The 16,370-nt window shown below is 51.2% G+C and carries 13 protein-coding genes; 6 read left to right on the top strand and 7 right to left on the bottom strand.

What is annotated here, in order from left to right; genetic code table 11:
• The first annotated feature begins 147 nt into the window (after nucleotides 1-147).
• Both AAF564_03280 and AAF564_03275 read left to right on the top strand, forming a co-directional pair.
• Nucleotides 148-795, top strand: coding sequence for a PspC domain-containing protein (locus AAF564_03280; protein ID MEM8484541.1), 648 nt, complete (start codon nucleotides 148-150; stop codon nucleotides 793-795).
• A gap of 5 nt (nucleotides 796-800) precedes the next feature.
• Nucleotides 801-986, top strand: coding sequence for a PspC domain-containing protein (locus AAF564_03275; protein MEM8484540.1), 186 nt, complete (start codon nucleotides 801-803; stop codon nucleotides 984-986).
• Between the two features lie 21 nt (nucleotides 987-1,007).
• Here the strand turns inward: AAF564_03275 and AAF564_03270 are convergent, their stop codons facing one another.
• A complete protein-coding gene (locus AAF564_03270; protein ID MEM8484539.1) occupies nucleotides 1,008-2,297 on the bottom strand; it encodes a pitrilysin family protein in 1,290 nt (429 codons plus the stop codon).
• Between the two features lie 41 nt (nucleotides 2,298-2,338).
• A complete protein-coding gene (locus tag AAF564_03265) occupies nucleotides 2,339-3,637 on the bottom strand; it encodes a pitrilysin family protein (GenBank protein MEM8484538.1) in 1,299 nt (432 codons plus the stop codon).
• Between the two features lie 376 nt (nucleotides 3,638-4,013).
• Between AAF564_03265 and AAF564_03260 the strand changes: the two genes are divergently transcribed.
• Together AAF564_03260 and AAF564_03255 are read left to right on the top strand one after the other, a co-directional pair.
• Nucleotides 4,014-5,678: a PA14 domain-containing protein gene (locus AAF564_03260; GenBank protein ID MEM8484537.1), complete on the top strand. Its 1,665-nt coding sequence runs from the start codon at nucleotides 4,014-4,016 to the stop codon at nucleotides 5,676-5,678.
• Nucleotides 5,679-5,779: 101 nt separating this feature from the next.
• Nucleotides 5,780-7,171, top strand: a complete 1,392-nt coding sequence (locus AAF564_03255) for a HAMP domain-containing sensor histidine kinase (protein ID MEM8484536.1) — start codon at nucleotides 5,780-5,782, stop codon at nucleotides 7,169-7,171.
• A 30-nt stretch (nucleotides 7,172-7,201) separates the two neighbouring features.
• Here the strand turns inward: AAF564_03255 and AAF564_03250 are convergent, their stop codons facing one another.
• The gene (locus AAF564_03250) at nucleotides 7,202-8,713 is read right to left on the bottom strand and encodes a T9SS type A sorting domain-containing protein (GenBank protein ID MEM8484535.1); all 1,512 of its coding nucleotides are present in this window, start codon (nucleotides 8,711-8,713) and stop codon (nucleotides 7,202-7,204) included.
• Nucleotides 8,714-9,068: 355 nt separating this feature from the next.
• Here AAF564_03250 and AAF564_03245 point away from each other — a divergent pair, with 355 nt between their 5' ends.
• Both AAF564_03245 and AAF564_03240 read left to right on the top strand, forming a co-directional pair.
• Complete coding sequence (locus tag AAF564_03245; protein MEM8484534.1) at nucleotides 9,069-9,515, top strand: hypothetical protein; 447 nt, start codon at nucleotides 9,069-9,071, stop codon at nucleotides 9,513-9,515.
• Nucleotides 9,515-9,970, top strand: coding sequence for a hypothetical protein (locus AAF564_03240; GenBank protein ID MEM8484533.1), 456 nt, complete (start codon nucleotides 9,515-9,517; stop codon nucleotides 9,968-9,970). The genes AAF564_03245 and AAF564_03240 overlap by 1 nt, the downstream gene beginning before the upstream one ends.
• Before the next feature lie 73 nt (nucleotides 9,971-10,043).
• Here AAF564_03240 and AAF564_03235 read toward each other — a convergent pair whose 3' ends face one another.
• The 4 genes from AAF564_03235 to AAF564_03220 all read right to left on the bottom strand — a co-directional run bounded on the left by AAF564_03235 (nucleotide 10,044) and on the right by AAF564_03220 (nucleotide 16,370).
• The gene (locus AAF564_03235; GenBank protein ID MEM8484532.1) at nucleotides 10,044-10,811 is read right to left on the bottom strand and encodes a serine hydrolase domain-containing protein; all 768 of its coding nucleotides are present in this window, start codon (nucleotides 10,809-10,811) and stop codon (nucleotides 10,044-10,046) included.
• 55 nt (nucleotides 10,812-10,866) lie between these two features.
• On the bottom strand, nucleotides 10,867-11,868 hold the full coding sequence (gene fni / locus AAF564_03230; protein MEM8484531.1) for a type 2 isopentenyl-diphosphate Delta-isomerase: 1,002 nt from the start codon (nucleotides 11,866-11,868) through the stop codon (nucleotides 10,867-10,869).
• Nucleotides 11,869-11,955: 87 nt separating this feature from the next.
• Nucleotides 11,956-14,760, bottom strand: a complete 2,805-nt coding sequence (polA, locus tag AAF564_03225) for a DNA polymerase I (GenBank protein MEM8484530.1) — start codon at nucleotides 14,758-14,760, stop codon at nucleotides 11,956-11,958.
• A 182-nt stretch (nucleotides 14,761-14,942) separates the two neighbouring features.
• Nucleotides 14,943-16,370, bottom strand: a complete 1,428-nt coding sequence (locus AAF564_03220) for a DUF1501 domain-containing protein (GenBank protein MEM8484529.1) — start codon at nucleotides 16,368-16,370, stop codon at nucleotides 14,943-14,945.

The following is a 16,370-nucleotide window of genomic DNA, read 5'->3' as shown; positions in this document are numbered from 1 at the left end:
GCATCACCCCTTAGTAGTACTCTGCTGGGTGCCTTTACCGTTTTGGCCGGTCGACAACTGCTGCATCATACGCTTTACTGTAACTGCTGTATTGTAACCTGACGCCACAAACCCCGTACGCTTCTCAAGCTACCGGAAACAAGCAACATGAGAACACGCACACGAAAACGAGTTGAGGAGGAGTTGTCTTCATTTGAATTTGAAGATGACAACCTGAACCTGGACCTGGAATCACTTTCTGATGAAGAGTTGGAAAGTATTCTTTTTGAGGATGAGCAATCCAAGGAAAGTGGGATATGGAATCTGCCAACTATGGCTGGCCTTTCCATGATTCTAGTTGGTATTGTCTACATCCTACAGGAAATGGGCCTCGGCCTCGGCCTGCCAAGTGTTGCTGACATTGCTGCTGCAATGCCTGTTGTAGCCGGCATTTTGATCATTCTTCTGGGCTTCGGCGCCCTTTCCTGGCGCCCGAAGAAGAAAACAACCCGGAAAGTAAAGGTTGATCTGAAAGCGAAGAAAGCAAAAGTTAAAGTTGAGAAAAAGGCCTATAACGGTCCCAAACGCAAACTGCGCAAATCGCGCGACAAAAAAGTCAGCGGCGTTGCTTCTGGGATTGCTGAGTATTTCAACATCGACCCTACTCTGGTGCGCATTGCCTTTGTTGTTGGCACCATCGCATCAGGTGGCCCCTTCTTCCTTTCTTACATTATCCTCGGAATGATCATGCCGAAAGAAGACGCTACATCGTCTTCTTCCAAAGAAGAACGCATTACGATCATTAGAGATAGCTAGGATACATGAGCAAACTGACTAAATCGTCTTACAACCGTATGATCGCCGGTGTATGTGGTGGCATCGCGGACCATTTTGATATCGACCCTACCCTTGCCCGCGTAGGATACGTCATCCTTGGGTTCATGACAGGTGTGGTCCCGAGCGTTATCCTGTATTTCGTCTTGTCTGTCGTTATGCCTGACGCCTAGCAGCGTCTCCAACTGTTTGAATCAGGCACCATCTTCTGACCTGGTGCCGGCAGAAACGACACAGAGGTTGGCCGGCTTCAAATGTTTGCGAAGCACGCGGTTGATATCATCTGTCGTTAATGCATGCACTTCGTCAGGGAAATTGTCGAGTCGCTTTTTATCAAACCCGCGTTCCAGGCTCCGCAATATTGTGCTCGCCAGCCCACGTGTAGTGCCCATTTGCACTTTGTATGTGCCTGTGATGGTGGTCTTTTTCTCTTCGACCTCTTCAGCTGACACCCCTTCCTCAACAAATTGCGCAACCAACTTTTGTGTTGCTGCAATACCTTCCTCCAGTTTGTCCTGGCTCAGTGTGATGCTGATTTGCCAGTGTCCGTCGTAGTACTTGCTTACCCCCGGCAAACTTGATCCCACGCCATAGGTCAGTCCCATTTCATCCCGAATGATGTCCATCAGGCGCGACGAGAAATTCCCGCCTAGCATAAAATTCCCCAAATAGAGCGCCGTAAAGTCTGCATCTCCCCTACGCAACGCAATAGGGTGCCCCATTTTCACATCAAGATTAAACTTGTCGGCCATCGGCACATGCACTGCTTGTGGGGTGCCTGCACGCGCGCCGGTTGCAAATGCTGGCGCAACGCTGTGTTTCTGCCAGTCAGAAAAATGCCGGGTTACCGTTTGCTCTACCACATCCATGTCGATATCGCCTACAACCACCAGCACGCAACCGTTAGAACCAAAATGGTTTGCATGGTACGATTTCAGGTCGTCAACGCTGATGTTTTGCAATGCCTGCATTTCGTCATCAGCAGGAAATGAATAGTTGGGATGGGCGTCATCGTAAAACATATCGCGCAAAGATTCGCTGGCCCGTACGCCCGTACGGTCTCGATTACGCTGGATTGCTGCGGTAATGCGCATACGCGACTTCTCAAACTCGTCGCTTGCCATTTTGGGAGCAAAGAGTTGTTCAGCAAACACCTCAAAAACCGACTCAAAATCCTGCCACAACGCCTGTCCCGAAAAACCAACGCGGATACCCCGTTGCTGGAACCGCACTTCCGCGCCTTTATTCTCAAGCACATCAGCAATGGCAAACTTGTCGCGATGGACGGTGCCTTTGTCGAGCAACGAAACAACAAGGCTTTGCATTAACTCTTCGCCGGCAGCAAAATCCGGGTAAGTAAAAAACGAGCCCTGCCAGGAAACTACATTTTCAACTTCACTCCGCAGCATCAACAACCGGCACTGGCCTATCTGCACTTCTCTGATGCGCTGCTCAAATGTTTTTTGCTCTACCGTAGTCTGCATGGATCAGGGTCTTAAATGGAAAATTAGGGAGGATGCTGTGATCAGGAAGGTATATACCAGCCGACTGTAGACTGGGTTTGCTTTAGATAAGATTGGGCCACGCGCTGGACGTCATCTGTTGTGACGGCTTCTATACGCGAGAGGTAGCGGGCATAGAGGCGCCAATCCCCTGCCGCTATGGCTTCATTCAGTTGTGAGGCAATGGCATACGACCCATCACGCCCAAAGGCTTCTTGCGCTTTAAGGAGATTTTTTGCGCGATTCAGCTCCTGTGTTGTGACTCCATCGTCTTGTAATTCTTGCAAAACGGCTTTTATAGCGTCTTCGACAGTCTGGTGTGCCACTTCAGGCGCCAGAAAACCATAAATGGTAAACAGTCCCGGGTCGCGGAAGCGGGAAGCAGAAGCAAACGTGCTCGTGGTAAGCCCAGTGTCAGTAAGGGCCCGGTAGAACCGGCTGCTCTTGCCAGTAGCAAGGATGATCGACAGCACATCGAGCGCATCAGCATCCTTATTGAGGCCGGCCGGCGCTTTGTATGCCAGCATCAAAGCCCCCAATTCTCCTGCACGGTTTACTGAAATACGGCGCTCTCCCAGTTGCGCAGGCTCAGCAACCTTTACATCAGGGATCGGATGTGGCGCGCGGGAAATGGCGCCAAAGTGTTGCTCAACGAGCTTCAACGCATCATCACGCTCAAAATCACCAATAATAGAAACGGTGGCGTTATCCGGCCAATAGTAGGTATCGTAAAAGTGTCGCAGGCCTTTGGATGTGGCAAATTCGATATCTGATCGCCAGCCAATCGTCGGGTGATGGTAAGGATGGGCCACATAAGCAGCACTCCACACATCCTGGTACAGTTTTCTGATCGGCTCGTTTTCACCCCGATCAAACTCATTGAGAATCACGGTCCGTTCGCTTTCCAGGTCATCTTCCGCAATACGGGCTCCTCGCATGCGATCTGCTTCAATGTCGATTGCGAGCGCGAGGTGCTCCCTGGGCAGCAACGCATAGTAGTTGGTCCGATCAACCCAGGTTGTTGCATTCATTTGCGCACCCACCCGTTGCAACACATTAAAAACCGAAGTTTTCGCCTGTTTGTTGTACTTCTCGGTTCCTTTAAACATTAAATGCTCGAGGAAATGCGTTGCCCCCGTGAGGCCCGTGGCTTCGTGCCGGCTTCCTACATGATAAGTAACCATAAAGGTCACAACGGGTGCAGCTGTCTGCTGCAACAACAAGACCTGCAGGCCATTCTTCTTGTGCTCGTAGTGCTCTATCCCCCCCAAAACCTCATTGAATGTAAATGTGTCTGGGTATACCGCTGGTATTGTGCTCATGCTCACGCTGAATTGTTGCTGGGTCAAAGGTTCTAACCGCACGTAGGGATCCCAGTTTCCCGGTTGGCCTGCTCTTTTTTCTTGCCCGCCTGGTGCCCAAACATCAGTAGCTCGCGATCCATTGCGGCGCACCGGGGCATGCGCTTTTGGCGCATATTTGCGCAGGCCAAAGTCACTGGCACTATCCTTGAATAGCGAGCTAAAATAAGCAATAAAGAAACTACTTATTCGACAAAATGCGGGTATAACAGCACTTTTCAGCTCCAAACGCATGGCGCACAGCCATACGCCAAAGCACCCCGCAAATCCCGACCCATAGTACCTGTATCGCACTTTAAACGAGCATTTTACTCTAATAGGAACCCCTCTCGCACTTATGATTAGCTCCCGCATCCCCGCAGCCCGCCCAGTACTCAGCCTGAGGCTCATTTATAGACTGGCTTTTGTAACCTTCTTCTTTTTTACGCAGCAGATCCTGTTTAATCAACAAGTCTTTGCACAAGGCGGCGCCTGGTTGGAAAACAACGGCCTTGTTGTTGTCGAGGCCGAGAATATCGACTTGACCGGTGACTGGGTTGTTGAGAGTAGTGACGCTGACTTCACCGGCGCGGGCTACATGCGCTGGGACGGCCCAGACTTCTTCGGAACCCCGGGCAATGGTACCATCGCAATTCCGTTCAAGGTAAACACAGCCGGCCGGTATTACGTGAAGCTCCGCATGTCACACCTCGGTGCACCAGCAGGTGACCAGTGGAATGACTGCTGGATGAAAATGAACGAAAATGGTACGTTCGTAAAAGCGGTGCATCCGAGCACCTATATCGCAGACGGATTTACCTATCATACCACACTGGAGCCCAGCGGCGGCGTATTTGAACCGCCACTCTACGATATCCCAGCCGGCGAGAACACCCTCTACCTGTCTGGTCGTTCATACAACCTGCGGGTTGACCGTATCCATATTTACAAAGAAGGCACCCCTGACCCGGAGAACCGTAACTCTCCAGAATCCGCCCGGGAAGGCGGTGACGGAGGTGATGGTGGCGACGGAGGTGATGGCGGCGACGGAGGTGATGGCGGCGGTGGCGGTGGCGTGTATACGGTCACTATCAACAACGGCACAGGGGGCGGTATTTATCCAACTGGCACCATCGTAAATATCGCAGCTAATTCAGCCGGTGAAGACGAAGTGTTTGACCAGTGGACCGGCAGTACACAATACATCGATAATGCATTTTCGCCACAAACCACATTTACGGTCCCTTCCTTTGACGCGTCTGTAACTGCTACGTACCGCTCCTCTGCCCTGCGCGAACCCGAAAATCCGTTAGGTGCCGCGCCTGGCCTGTTGTACGAGTACTATGAAGGCTTTCACAACTTCTTACCAGACTTTAATGCCCTGACACCGATCACAACCGGCACAACCCCCGTCGTAGACATCTCCATGAACCAGCGTGAAGACGAGTTTCTATTCCGCTACCAGGGCTTTGTTGATGCGCCAACCGATGGGACCTACACGTTCTACACCGCTTCAGACGATGGCAGTCAGCTCTTTATCGGAGACGTAATGGTGGTAGACAACGACAGCATTCAATCGGTGCAAGAACGGAGTGGCAGCATCGGACTAAAAGCCGGCAAACATGCGATTACTGTCACCTATTTTGAACGGTCCGGCGATCATGCCATGACAGCCAGTTGGGCCGGCCCCAATATCAGCAAAGCACCTATTCCGGCCAGCGCCTTCTTCCACGGTGGCTCAGAGACAGGCGACGGCATCATTTGGGGCGACGTCTCGCTTAATGGCACCGTATCCGCGCTGGATGCATCTCAAGTACTTAGTCACGCTGTAGGCCAAATTCCATTGGATGCCAACGCATTGGGCCTCGGCGATGTCTCTGGCAATGGCGAGGTCTCAGCCTATGATGCAGCCCTGATCCTTCAATACGTGGTAAATATTATTACGTGTTTCCCTGCTGAGGCCGGATGTGGCGTCACGGGCATTATGCCGCAAGAAGTTCGCGGCCCGGTCCCGGGAAAGTAAGGTATAACGCTTACAGCGCTACAGAAACAGGACAAGCTTAAATTAATCCTGCAACGCGTCGATACTTTTGATGACTGTATCGACGCGTTTTCTGCATACCTATGCCCCGTTTCCCCAAAGCAGCACTCCCCTGGCTCGACCGATTCCTTCCGGCATGGATCGTCCATGGCCCTTCAGTCAATCGCTTTCAGGCGCGGCTCGTTACAGCAATACTGCTCATTGCCATTCCTCTCAACCTCATCTTGCTGGCATTGGATTTCCTCCGGGGAGCCTACGAATACGCAGCCATCACGTTTACGTTTAGCTGCTTTTGTATCCTTTGCCTTTGGCTCATCAAACGCACCGGCCACCATCAGCGGGTTGCCATTGCTTTTACTCTGATTCCAGTATTTACACTCACCCGCGCAGCATTGCAGGGTTATGGCCTCAACTCCCTGTATATCCCCATATTGCTCGCTATTCCATCTATTGGGTTCATCATGGCCAGGCGACGCGGAGGCCTTATCCTTACCGGCGCAACCCTTTGCGCGTTGACAGTCCTTTTTTATCAAACACCTCCTACGCCACTCTCCGGCACACGCTACGGCATCCTTGTTGGCGCGTTGTTGTTCTTGACCTCCTGCGTGATGGCATTCTACAACCTCAATCAGACTACACTGAAGAAGGTAAAGAAAGCGTACCAGCAACTTGAAGCACTCAATAACAAGCTCGAAAACCGATCTGATCGCTTACGCAAGGCCCTGGAGGCGAATACAGAAATTTTGGGCATCACGGCACACGACCTGAAGAATCCGCTTGGGGGTATCATAGGATTGGCTGAGATGGTCCTTTACGACAGCAAAGCCGGCGCGCAAGCAGCACACGCAAGTGTAACGGAGAATCTGCCCTTGCTGCGCGATGAAGCTGAGCGCATGCTGCACATCGTCAAGGAATTGCTCGACAAGCACAGGCAAGGCGAAGAGATTGAGTTAACAAAAGAATCTGCGTCGCTGAATGATCTCATTACCACGGTGCTGCGATGGAACGACGTCCAGGCAAACGAAAAGCAGATCACCCTCCACTTCGACACATCAGAAGCAGCTTATGGAGATGTAGACGTGGTGTCAATTCAGCGCGTAATTGACAATTATCTATCAAATGCCATCAAGTACAGTCCTGAAGGGACCAATATCTGGGTAGAAAAAACAACCGTCATCCCGCCCTACGACATCGCATCTCGCATGATTAAAATATCGGTACGCGATGAAGGCCCCGGACTTACGGCAACTGACAGAGAAAAGGTTTTTGGTAAAATGCAGCGGTTGAGCGCCAAACCAACTGCCGGCGAACACTCCACCGGCCTTGGCCTTTTCATCGTCAAATCACTTGTTGAATTGCATGGCGGTGAAGTAGGTGTCGACAGTGTACCGGGTCAGGGTGCATCGTTCTGGTTTACCCTGCCAATCAACAGCACAATACAACAGGCAACCACACCACTCAACATGGTTTCTTGATCGCCAACCAGTATCTAAGCCGCCACTCTTTTACTTCGTCAACAAGAGTGTACGCGTAAATTGTTGTGTACCCGCCTGCATCGTGTAGAAATAGACACCACTTGCCAGGTGATTGGCCTCAAACGTGACTTCATACCTGCCGGCAGCCACGGTTTTATCTACCAGCAAGTCTACCATCCTGCCCTGTAGATCGTACACAGCCAGTTGTACATGTACCTCTTCCGGCACCTGGTACGACAATGTTGTAACTGGATTAAAAGGATTTGGATATCCTTCGTGAAGCGCATAAACTTCCGGCGTCTCTTGCCCCGTGTGCAGCACATCCGCCGCAAGGTCCTGATTCAGGTTTTCTGAAACAAGGACCAGCAACCGTGTAAAATCGTAGTCATCCTCGTCCCCACTAGCGTTGTCAATCACATTGTCAACGCTAAAGTCATTGCCAGGATTGATGTCCGGCGTTGAATCTAAATCCTGGATTTCTCTTTCTTCGAGATCAAAGGCCTGCACAATTTCAGCGGGGATGGTATAGGTGAGTGACAAGTCAGGTGTAGGTGCAACAAGGAATAGCGGGTGCGTTTTTGTAGCGCCTGGTTGAATCACATAATCGGAAGTCAGGCTGAGCGCCGGGTCACCATTCAAGTCGGTGGTATCAACCCATCCATAGTCATAGCTGCGTTGTGCAGGCGTCCAGCCGGCAGGCAGGTAGTTAATCAGGGTAACGTCTGTTACAGGCGCCTCGCCCTGGTTGTGTGCACGCACGAGGAAACGAACCAATTCGCCAGATTCAAACACCGTTTTGCCCCGGTTATCCAGCAAATGTTTTAGCGCAAGATCACCCTCAGGAAAAATAATCGTCGAATCAATACATCCCCCTCGGACAACCATATTGTCGAAATGCAGGTTGTTGTTTTCGATGAAGCCGTAGCCGAGAATTTCAAACCGGAAGGTTGTGGTCTCTGTAAACTGAAAGGCTTCGAGGCTTGAAAAATCGACGGCATTCAATTCCCAAAAATCGCGTTCCACGCTCAAATCAATTGCGCGGTAAATCTCCTGCTCTCCTACCAGGACCCGGATGGCCCATCCCTCAGAGGTAGAACCGATGTCGTTGTAGTTGCTGGTTATGTCCAATTCCAGCGCAGATAAATAGCCCGTCTTGCCCGCTGCTGGCGTCATGGTTACGGAAAAAGCAATCGTTTCTTCGTCTCCCTCGAAGAACACTTCATCGCGTGGAAACGGGTCTGTTCGCCCGGGGAAACACACAACCTGACCGCCATTTCTTTCGTCACAGGAAAATTCATCTAACCCGTTGTACGGATGCGTTCCAGAGACAGCCAGACACCCTCCGTCAGCAAGTAAATCGGGTGTCATGGTTGATGGATCTTGTGCGGTATCACAACCATCAAAAGTCCATAACAAGAGAGAATCTGCTGGTACATTTGTGGATTGTGCTGACAGAATTTTGATTGGCGCCAGCAGCAAAAAAAGCATGCTGAGGTACTGCACCACGGTGCGTGGTAGCGACAAGAAACGAGATGGATACACGGGAATCCCTCCAGACAAATATGGCAAATGGGCGGCCAACAGATGTAAACAGCTTACATGTGGGTCAAAAGGGAGATAAGCCAATACTTAGGTAAATAAGATAACGCTTCAATTGGACCCAACAACAGCGCTTTGGCTACAAAAAACGAGGACACATACGTCATTTCCGGATACCAGGCAGGAAGTTGTTCTACTTGTTTGCCGGCCTGGCTCGCGTCAAAAAAACATGCACATTGTGGGGAGAATCCTCAAAAATGATCATCATCGAACACATTCATTGACTGGCTGGATCATTCTACATGATGAGGGGCTATGCAAGATAAATAAAGTTCACACCTCAGCATTTCGACAACGCATGCACGATGCCTTAAAGCGACCAATCACCTTCCTGATGCTGTTCAGCATGCTGCTGTTTTCGAGTGGATGTCGCGTGTACAATGCGGAAATTGCGCAGCTTGAAGACACCAGTACCAGGGAAATACAACATGGACTGCGTGCCCATACAAAAGATGGAAAGGTATTGCTTTTTCCAGAAGGCGCCTACCTTTCTCCAGACTCGTTGATAGGCAATGGCCAGCTTTACGGCCTCAACCTAGAAAAGGGCAGTTTGCCTGTAGCCGGTTACCCTCGCAATCAACTGAATACTATATCCTACACCACTTCAACTGTCAGTAAGACTGAGAGCGCTACAATGACTGCACTCAGTTTCACATTGATTGGTGTAGCAGTTGCAGCCACACTTAAAGTAATTGCGGTAGCGAGTGCATTTTCTTCTTTTGACGGCACACCCGACGGCGATTGATGCAGGTAACATTTCCGAGATATGGCTTTCTGGGGCTCATGCTCCTGTGTACAGCTTGCACAATTGGCACGCCTGAATCACCCTATCTCAGCGCGCGCGGACCAAGTGCTGAATTGAAGTTAAAAATGGGGATCAAGAGTAAAGCTTTAGGCAAAATCAGAAACCAGCGGCTTACCCACGAACTTCTCGCTTTACAGGAAGATGGTGTCCTCGTTTTGGTGCGCGACAAGATTGCGCTTATTGATTACAACGCGCTGCTGTCTTACTCCTTCAGCGGGAAGAAGCTCATCTTCCGAAAAAAGTACCAGCCTGAAACCGTTCGATCTAGAATTACCGGCCTTGCAGGTGGCCAAATTAACTTGTTGACGCGGTTTCCACAGGGCGTCTCAGACAGTGTAATGCATGCGCTTTTGCGCGCACATAATCAGGATACGCTCATCCGCGTCAGTCGATAGGGTTGGATCGATTGACAAAAAGAGACATAATCCAATACGCTTATGCAGTTAGATGGGAATTCCCCCCTTATCATTATTCCTGAGCATCCTCCACCAAAGCCATTAACGCATCTCCGAGCACCATAGATCGATCGCCTTCTTCTTCATGCGTATTGGTCATATAGATGAGCGTATCGCCTGCATCATGGTACAGGAGTACCAGAAATCCTCGGTCGCTGATACCACCGCCTTTCAGGGTTTTGCCGTAATAAGCCATCGCCTCTTCAGAAAAAAACGAGCCGGCATGGGTGGCCTCGATCCAGGTATGCAAATCGTCTATGGTAGACACCATTCCCCCACTATCCATAATCAACCAGGATGTGGAGCCCCAGTGGTGCGGCGTATTTTTTATACCAACACGGCTACTGCCATACCCAACCGCCATAGCGGACGCTGCAATGCCACTGTCGTCACCATAAAACCCTGTATGCTGCATCCCAAGCGGAGTGAAAAAGGTAGTATCCAGGTACGCGGCGTACGATTGCCCGGTGACCTTTTCTACAACCGCCGCGAGCAACACAAAAGCAGCATGCGAGTGCGTGCGTGAAGCCCCGGGCTCAAACAGCAGAGGTTGCTCAAAAAGGCGTCGCAAGGCTTCTTCACGGTCGATCCAGCTTAAGTCAAAATTTTCATCCACATCCGCCCGGTGGTGAAAATTGGGGAGCCCCGATTGCCCTGTCAGGAGGTGCGCCACCGTGATGATGGCTTTGTCTGCCGGCACCTTGGGGAAAAACGTGCTAAACTGATCTGATAACTGAAATTTCCCTTCATCTGCAAGCTTGAGAATGGCGGCAAGCAGCAAAACACCTCAAAAACGCATAATCCCACGATGGCATATGCAGGTTAGATACTGCCCTTCATCCAGCCTTTCTGATCCCTACGTGTTGCAAAGCTGAAATGGTATCCGCGCCGGCGCAGAACATGGCAATCCGAAGCGCCTTGTTGGTGCGCTGGATGGTGTCTACCACAGCTTCAACTGAATCCATAGCGGGTGCAAGAAAGGGTGAGGCCATGCCGGCAAGGTCTGCGCCCATTACAATCGCCTTCGCAACATCAAGGCCTGTACGCACACCACCACTTGCAATAACGGATGCCCCGGGTGTGGCTTTGCATTGCCGGATCGAATCAGGCGTTGGAATACCCCAGTGAACAAATTGCGCGTCAAGGTCAGGTGCCTTTGCCCGAGCCGCTTCGATACGGGCCCAACTCGTCCCCCCCACGCCGGCAGTGTCAATAATTTTGATCCCGGCAGCCACCAACTTTGCTGCCAGCGCACCCGAAATGCCGCTTCCAACTTCTTTTACAATCACCGGGACCGACAACTTTCCAGCTATCTCCCCCATTTTATCCAGCAAACCCGTAAAATTGCGCTGCCCTTCAGGTTGAATCGCTTCCTGAAGTGGATTAAGGTGAAACACGAGGGCGTCTGCGTTTACCATCGCAACAGCTTCCTCACACGCTTCAAGTCCAAACCCGTAGTTCAATTGTACTGCACCAAGGTTTGCCAGAATGGGAACGGTTGGCGCAAGTGAACGGATCTCAAAGGTATAAGCTTGCTCAGGAGATTCCAGCGCCTTCCTTTGAGAGCCCACGCCCAATGCAATACCCATCTGCTCGGCAGCGATGGCGAGATTTTCGTTGATTTTGCGCGCAGAATCGGTGCCACCCGTCATACAAGAAATCAATAAAGGCGATTTGAGCTGTTTGCCGAGAAACGCAGTGGACAGGTTGACGGCATCCATATCGATCTCGGGCAATGCACAATGATCGATGACGTAATCATCAAAATAATTGCGGCCGGACGCCTGCTTCTGCTCCAGCGCCAGTGCAATGTGTTCTGCCTTTCGATCCCGTTCCAACGCAACGTACTCCTTTAGTGCCTGATTTCCCTGTTATACACAGGGTTTGATAAATATAACCAGCATCATACAGGCACCTACAAATGCTTAGTGCGCATCTAGCCAGTTGTCTGCGACGTTCAAGTCTACCTCAATGGGCACATCAAGCGGAAGCGCCTGGATCATTTCCTCCAACACCAGGGGCTTTAAACGATCAACTTCTGCCTCTGGTACTGAGAAAACAAGCTCATCGTGTACCTGCAAAATCATTTTGCTCTCAAGGCCTTCTGTTTGCAGCCGGCGCTGGATTCGAACCATCGCAATTTTGATCATGTCTGCCTGTGTGCCTTGAATAGGCATGTTCACAGAAATGCGCTCTGCTGCAGAGCGTTCATTGCGGTTACGGGCATTGATGGCCGGCACATAGCGCCGGCGGCCAAGCAATGTCTCCGCATATCCCTTTTCACGGGCGTCCTCTACTTGCCGGGCCAAAAATTGGGATACCGAAGGATAGGTTTTCTGATACTGCTCAATCAACTCCTTCGCTTCATTAAACGGACAACGAAGCCGCTGGGCCAATCCAAAGCTCGAGATGCCATAAGGAATGCCGTAATTCACTTCTTTAGCTTTCCGCCGCTGGTCGCGCGTCACTTCTTCAATCGGCACCTTGAATACCAGCGCAGCCGTAGTGGTGTGTACATCCTGCTTCTCTTCAAAAGCTTTGATGAGGTTTTTGTCGCCACTCATGTGGGCGAGAATCCGTAGTTCGATCTGCACATAATCAGCAGCCATCAGCAGGTTACCGGGTGTCGGCACAAACGCCCGGCGTACTTCGCGGCCTTGCGGGGTACGGATCGGAATGTTTTGCAGATTCGGTGAGTTTGAAGAAAGCCGGCCAGTAGCGGCAACCGTCTGGCTAAAGTTTGTATGGATGCGCCCAGTCTCCGGATGGATCAGTTCGCCAAGGCTGTCTACATACGTGCTTTTGAGCTTGGCTAGCTGCCGCCAATCGAGGATCAACGCCGGCAATGGATGCTCAATCGCAAGCTCCGACAACACATTCTCACGCGTTGAGGGTTTGCCTTTGGGCGTTTTTGCGATCACAGGCAACTCCAGCTTTTCAAACAGGATGCGCCCGAGTTGTTGGGTTGAACCTATTTTAAATTCTTCGCCGGCCGCCTCGTAAATCTCTTTCTCATACCGATCCAGGTCGGCTGTAATTTTTTCCGACTGCGCAGCCAGTGTGTCCGCATCAACGCGCACGCCAGTCATTTCAACATCAACAAGTACATCAATCAACGGAAACTCAATCTCCTGCGCAATTTTGTCGAGTCCTTCTTTTGCCAGTTCTTCTTCGAACAAGCGGTACAATTGATACGAGATATCTGCATCTTCCGCCGCGTAGGGGCCGGCTTTGTCGATGGGCACATCGCGCATAGAAAGCTGATCTTTGCCCGTCCCAATCAGGTCTGAAATCGGGACCATTTTATAGTTCAGGTACTTGCGCGCTACGCCGTCCAGGCTGTGCTGATCGTCGGGCGCAATCAGGTAGTGGGCGACCATGGTATCAAACAAAGGCCCTTTCACGCGAACCCCATGGCGTGCAAGCACGGTGATGTCATACTTTAGGTTATGCCCAACTTTCAACCGGTCATCAACGAGGTGCGGACCAAGTTTCTCGAGTACGCTTTCGGTGCTGGTGCCATCAGGCAGCGGTGTTGGAATGTAAACACCCTGGCCAGCTTCCCAGGAAAAAGACAACCCAACCAGCGAAGCCATCATCTGGTTAACAGACGTGGTCTCCGTGTCAAACGCAATAGTTACCGCGTCTTTCATGGTGTTTGCCAGTTCTTCCAGCATGGAAGCATTCCTGACAATGGTATAGTCGGCCCCCGCTGTTTCGATTTGTTTAAGCGGTGCATAGTCGCCAAAATCGAAGGAAAGCGCACCTGATGCATCAGCTTTCGGTGATGCGGGTTCTGCCGCGGGGGCTTCTACTGCCGCCGGCGCTTCACCGGTTAACTGGGCAGCTTTACGCAACAACCGATCGCGCAGGTTGCCAAATTCCAGTTCCGTGGCAAGCATATCGATGCGTGCGGTATCCGGCCGGCTCTGTTTAAGCGCGTGCCAATCAAGATCTACTTCAACATCAGTTTTGATCGTAACGAGGGCCTTGCTGAGGAGGGCTTCTTTGCGCTGGTTTGTCAGGCCTTCTTTTGCACGCTTGCCCTTCACTTCGTCGACGTGCTCCAGCAGATTTTCAACGGTACCATAAGTTTGAATGAGCTTCATGGCGCCTTTCTCTCCAATCCCGTGTACACCGGGCACATTGTCCGCTTTGTCGCCCATGAGCGCAAGGATATCGATAAACTGGATGGGGTCCAGGTCGTACTTTTCCTTGAACTTCGTAATGGTGATCGGATCAAACTCTTCCCCGCGGTACGCCGGCCGCAGCATGGTAATCCGGTCGGTGATCAATTGTTGGAAATCTTTATCCGGAGAGACGATAACCACTTCTGCCCCATCAGCTTCCGCCTGCCGGGCCAAGGTACCAATCACGTCATCGGCTTCAACCCCTTCGCGCTCAATGACCGGGATATCCAGCGCCTGCACCATATCTTTGATAATGGGCAGGTTCGCCAGTAAATCTTCCGGTGGCGGGTCGCGATGGGCTTTATACTCCGGGTACATTTCATCGCGAAACGTGCCGCCGGCGCCCATCACATCGAATACAACTGCGATGTGTTCAATGTTGTTGTCTTCAATCAGCTTTAGCAACGCAGAGGTGAACCCGTACGTGGCAGACGTATTCTGTCCTTTTGAGTTGATCAGCGGCCGGCTAATGAAGATAAAATGGGAACGGTACGCCAGGGCCATGGCGTCGAGTAGAAACAGGCGTTTGGGTTCTTCCAAGATGAGCGTCGGTTGCCGGGTTAGGAGGGCGAGAATACAGCAGAATCAGTCAACGACAAACGCGACGGCTGAGTTTCGAATGCCGAATGCCGAATGCCGAATGCAAGATATTCTGGTAAGACATTCCAACAAAAGACTCTTCTCCAGAGACAGGCTTTGCGTTAGATATCAACCAGCAACCACTAACCAAGTAATTCTCTGATCACTTGCCCCCCAGTTTGGGAAAGCTGTTTGTATCTCCCGCCATGAAAATAGGTTAGCTTGTTGTCATCCAAGCCAAGCAAATGAAGCAGGGTAACGTGTAAATCTTTCAAGGGATGCACAACGTCGACAGCTTGCAGGCCCGTCTCGTCTGTAGCCCCAAATGTGTGTCCAGCCTTTACCCCACCGCCGGCCATCCAAACAGCCATGGCATCGGGGTTATGATCCCGCCCATAGGCAATGGTACCATTCCGAACGCCATTGTCCGGTGTCCTGCCAAATTCGCCACACCATACAATGAGCGTTTCTTCCAGCATGCCTCGCCGCTTCAAATCTTTGATCAGTGCTGCAATTGGTTTGTCTGTACTTTTGATCAATGCGCCATGAGCGCGGGCAAGGAAGTCGTGAGAATCCCAACCGCCAGAATAAATCTGTACAAAGCGCACACCTTGCTCTACAAGCCGGCGCGCCAACAAACATTTCCGTCCAAAAGCATCCGTCGCGCTTTCTCCAATGCCATATAACGCCTTCGTCTTCTCGTCCTCGCGTTCAATGTCGATCAATTCAGGGACTTCCATTTGCATGCGAAAGGCCAACTCATAATTTTCCATCCGCGCTGACAATTCTTCATGTTGAGGATGTTCTGCCTGATGTGCCTCGTTGAAGGTTGCCAATAAATCCAGGCTTTCCCGTTGATGATACCGACTCACACCAGGCGGCGGGTTGATATCCAGTATAGGGGAGCCGGCAGATCTTAACGGCGTGCCTTGATACCCGGCACCAAGAAATCCATTTGACCAGTTAGCCGCCCCGCCCTGAGGATAAGCAAGCTCTGGCAACACGATAAAAGAGGGTAAATTGTTGTTTAGCGACCCCAACCCATACGTCACCCATGCCCCCATTGCTGGTTCACCACCAAATGGATTTCCGGTGTTCAAATGATACATTGCCGTTGGGTGATTCACAGATTCCCCCTGGCATCCACGGTAAAAACAAATCTCGTCAGCTACATCAGCAAGGTGTACATAGGCATCACACAAATCAGCTCCTGATTCACCTACGCGCCGCGACCCAAATGGACTCTGTACGTAATAGCGATCGCCAGAAGACATTGCAGAGAACTGGTCTCCCTGGCGTTCGAATGCCTTCATGTGCAAATCTTTCAATTTGGGTTTAGGATCAAAGGTGTCAATGTGACTAGGGCCCCCTTCCATCATCAGAAAAATGCAGGCTTTAGCTTTCGCCGGCACCATAGGTGGACTGGGCAGGGTACCGGTTGCGCCCGCAGGGTCAAGCATACTGGAAAAGGCAACAGCGCCAATACTTGAACCAAGACCATACAGAAAATCACGCCGGTTCAGTTTCCGCGCCGCGTGTAAATTATCGAGTCGATGCAAATGTTTTTTCAC

This window comes from Bacteroidota bacterium (assembly GCA_039111535.1).
Classification (GTDB): Bacteria; Bacteroidota; Rhodothermia; order Rhodothermales; family JAHQVL01; genus JBCCIM01.
Note: the sequence above shows the minus strand (reverse complement) of the source record. Positions and strands in the feature narration are given on the sequence as shown.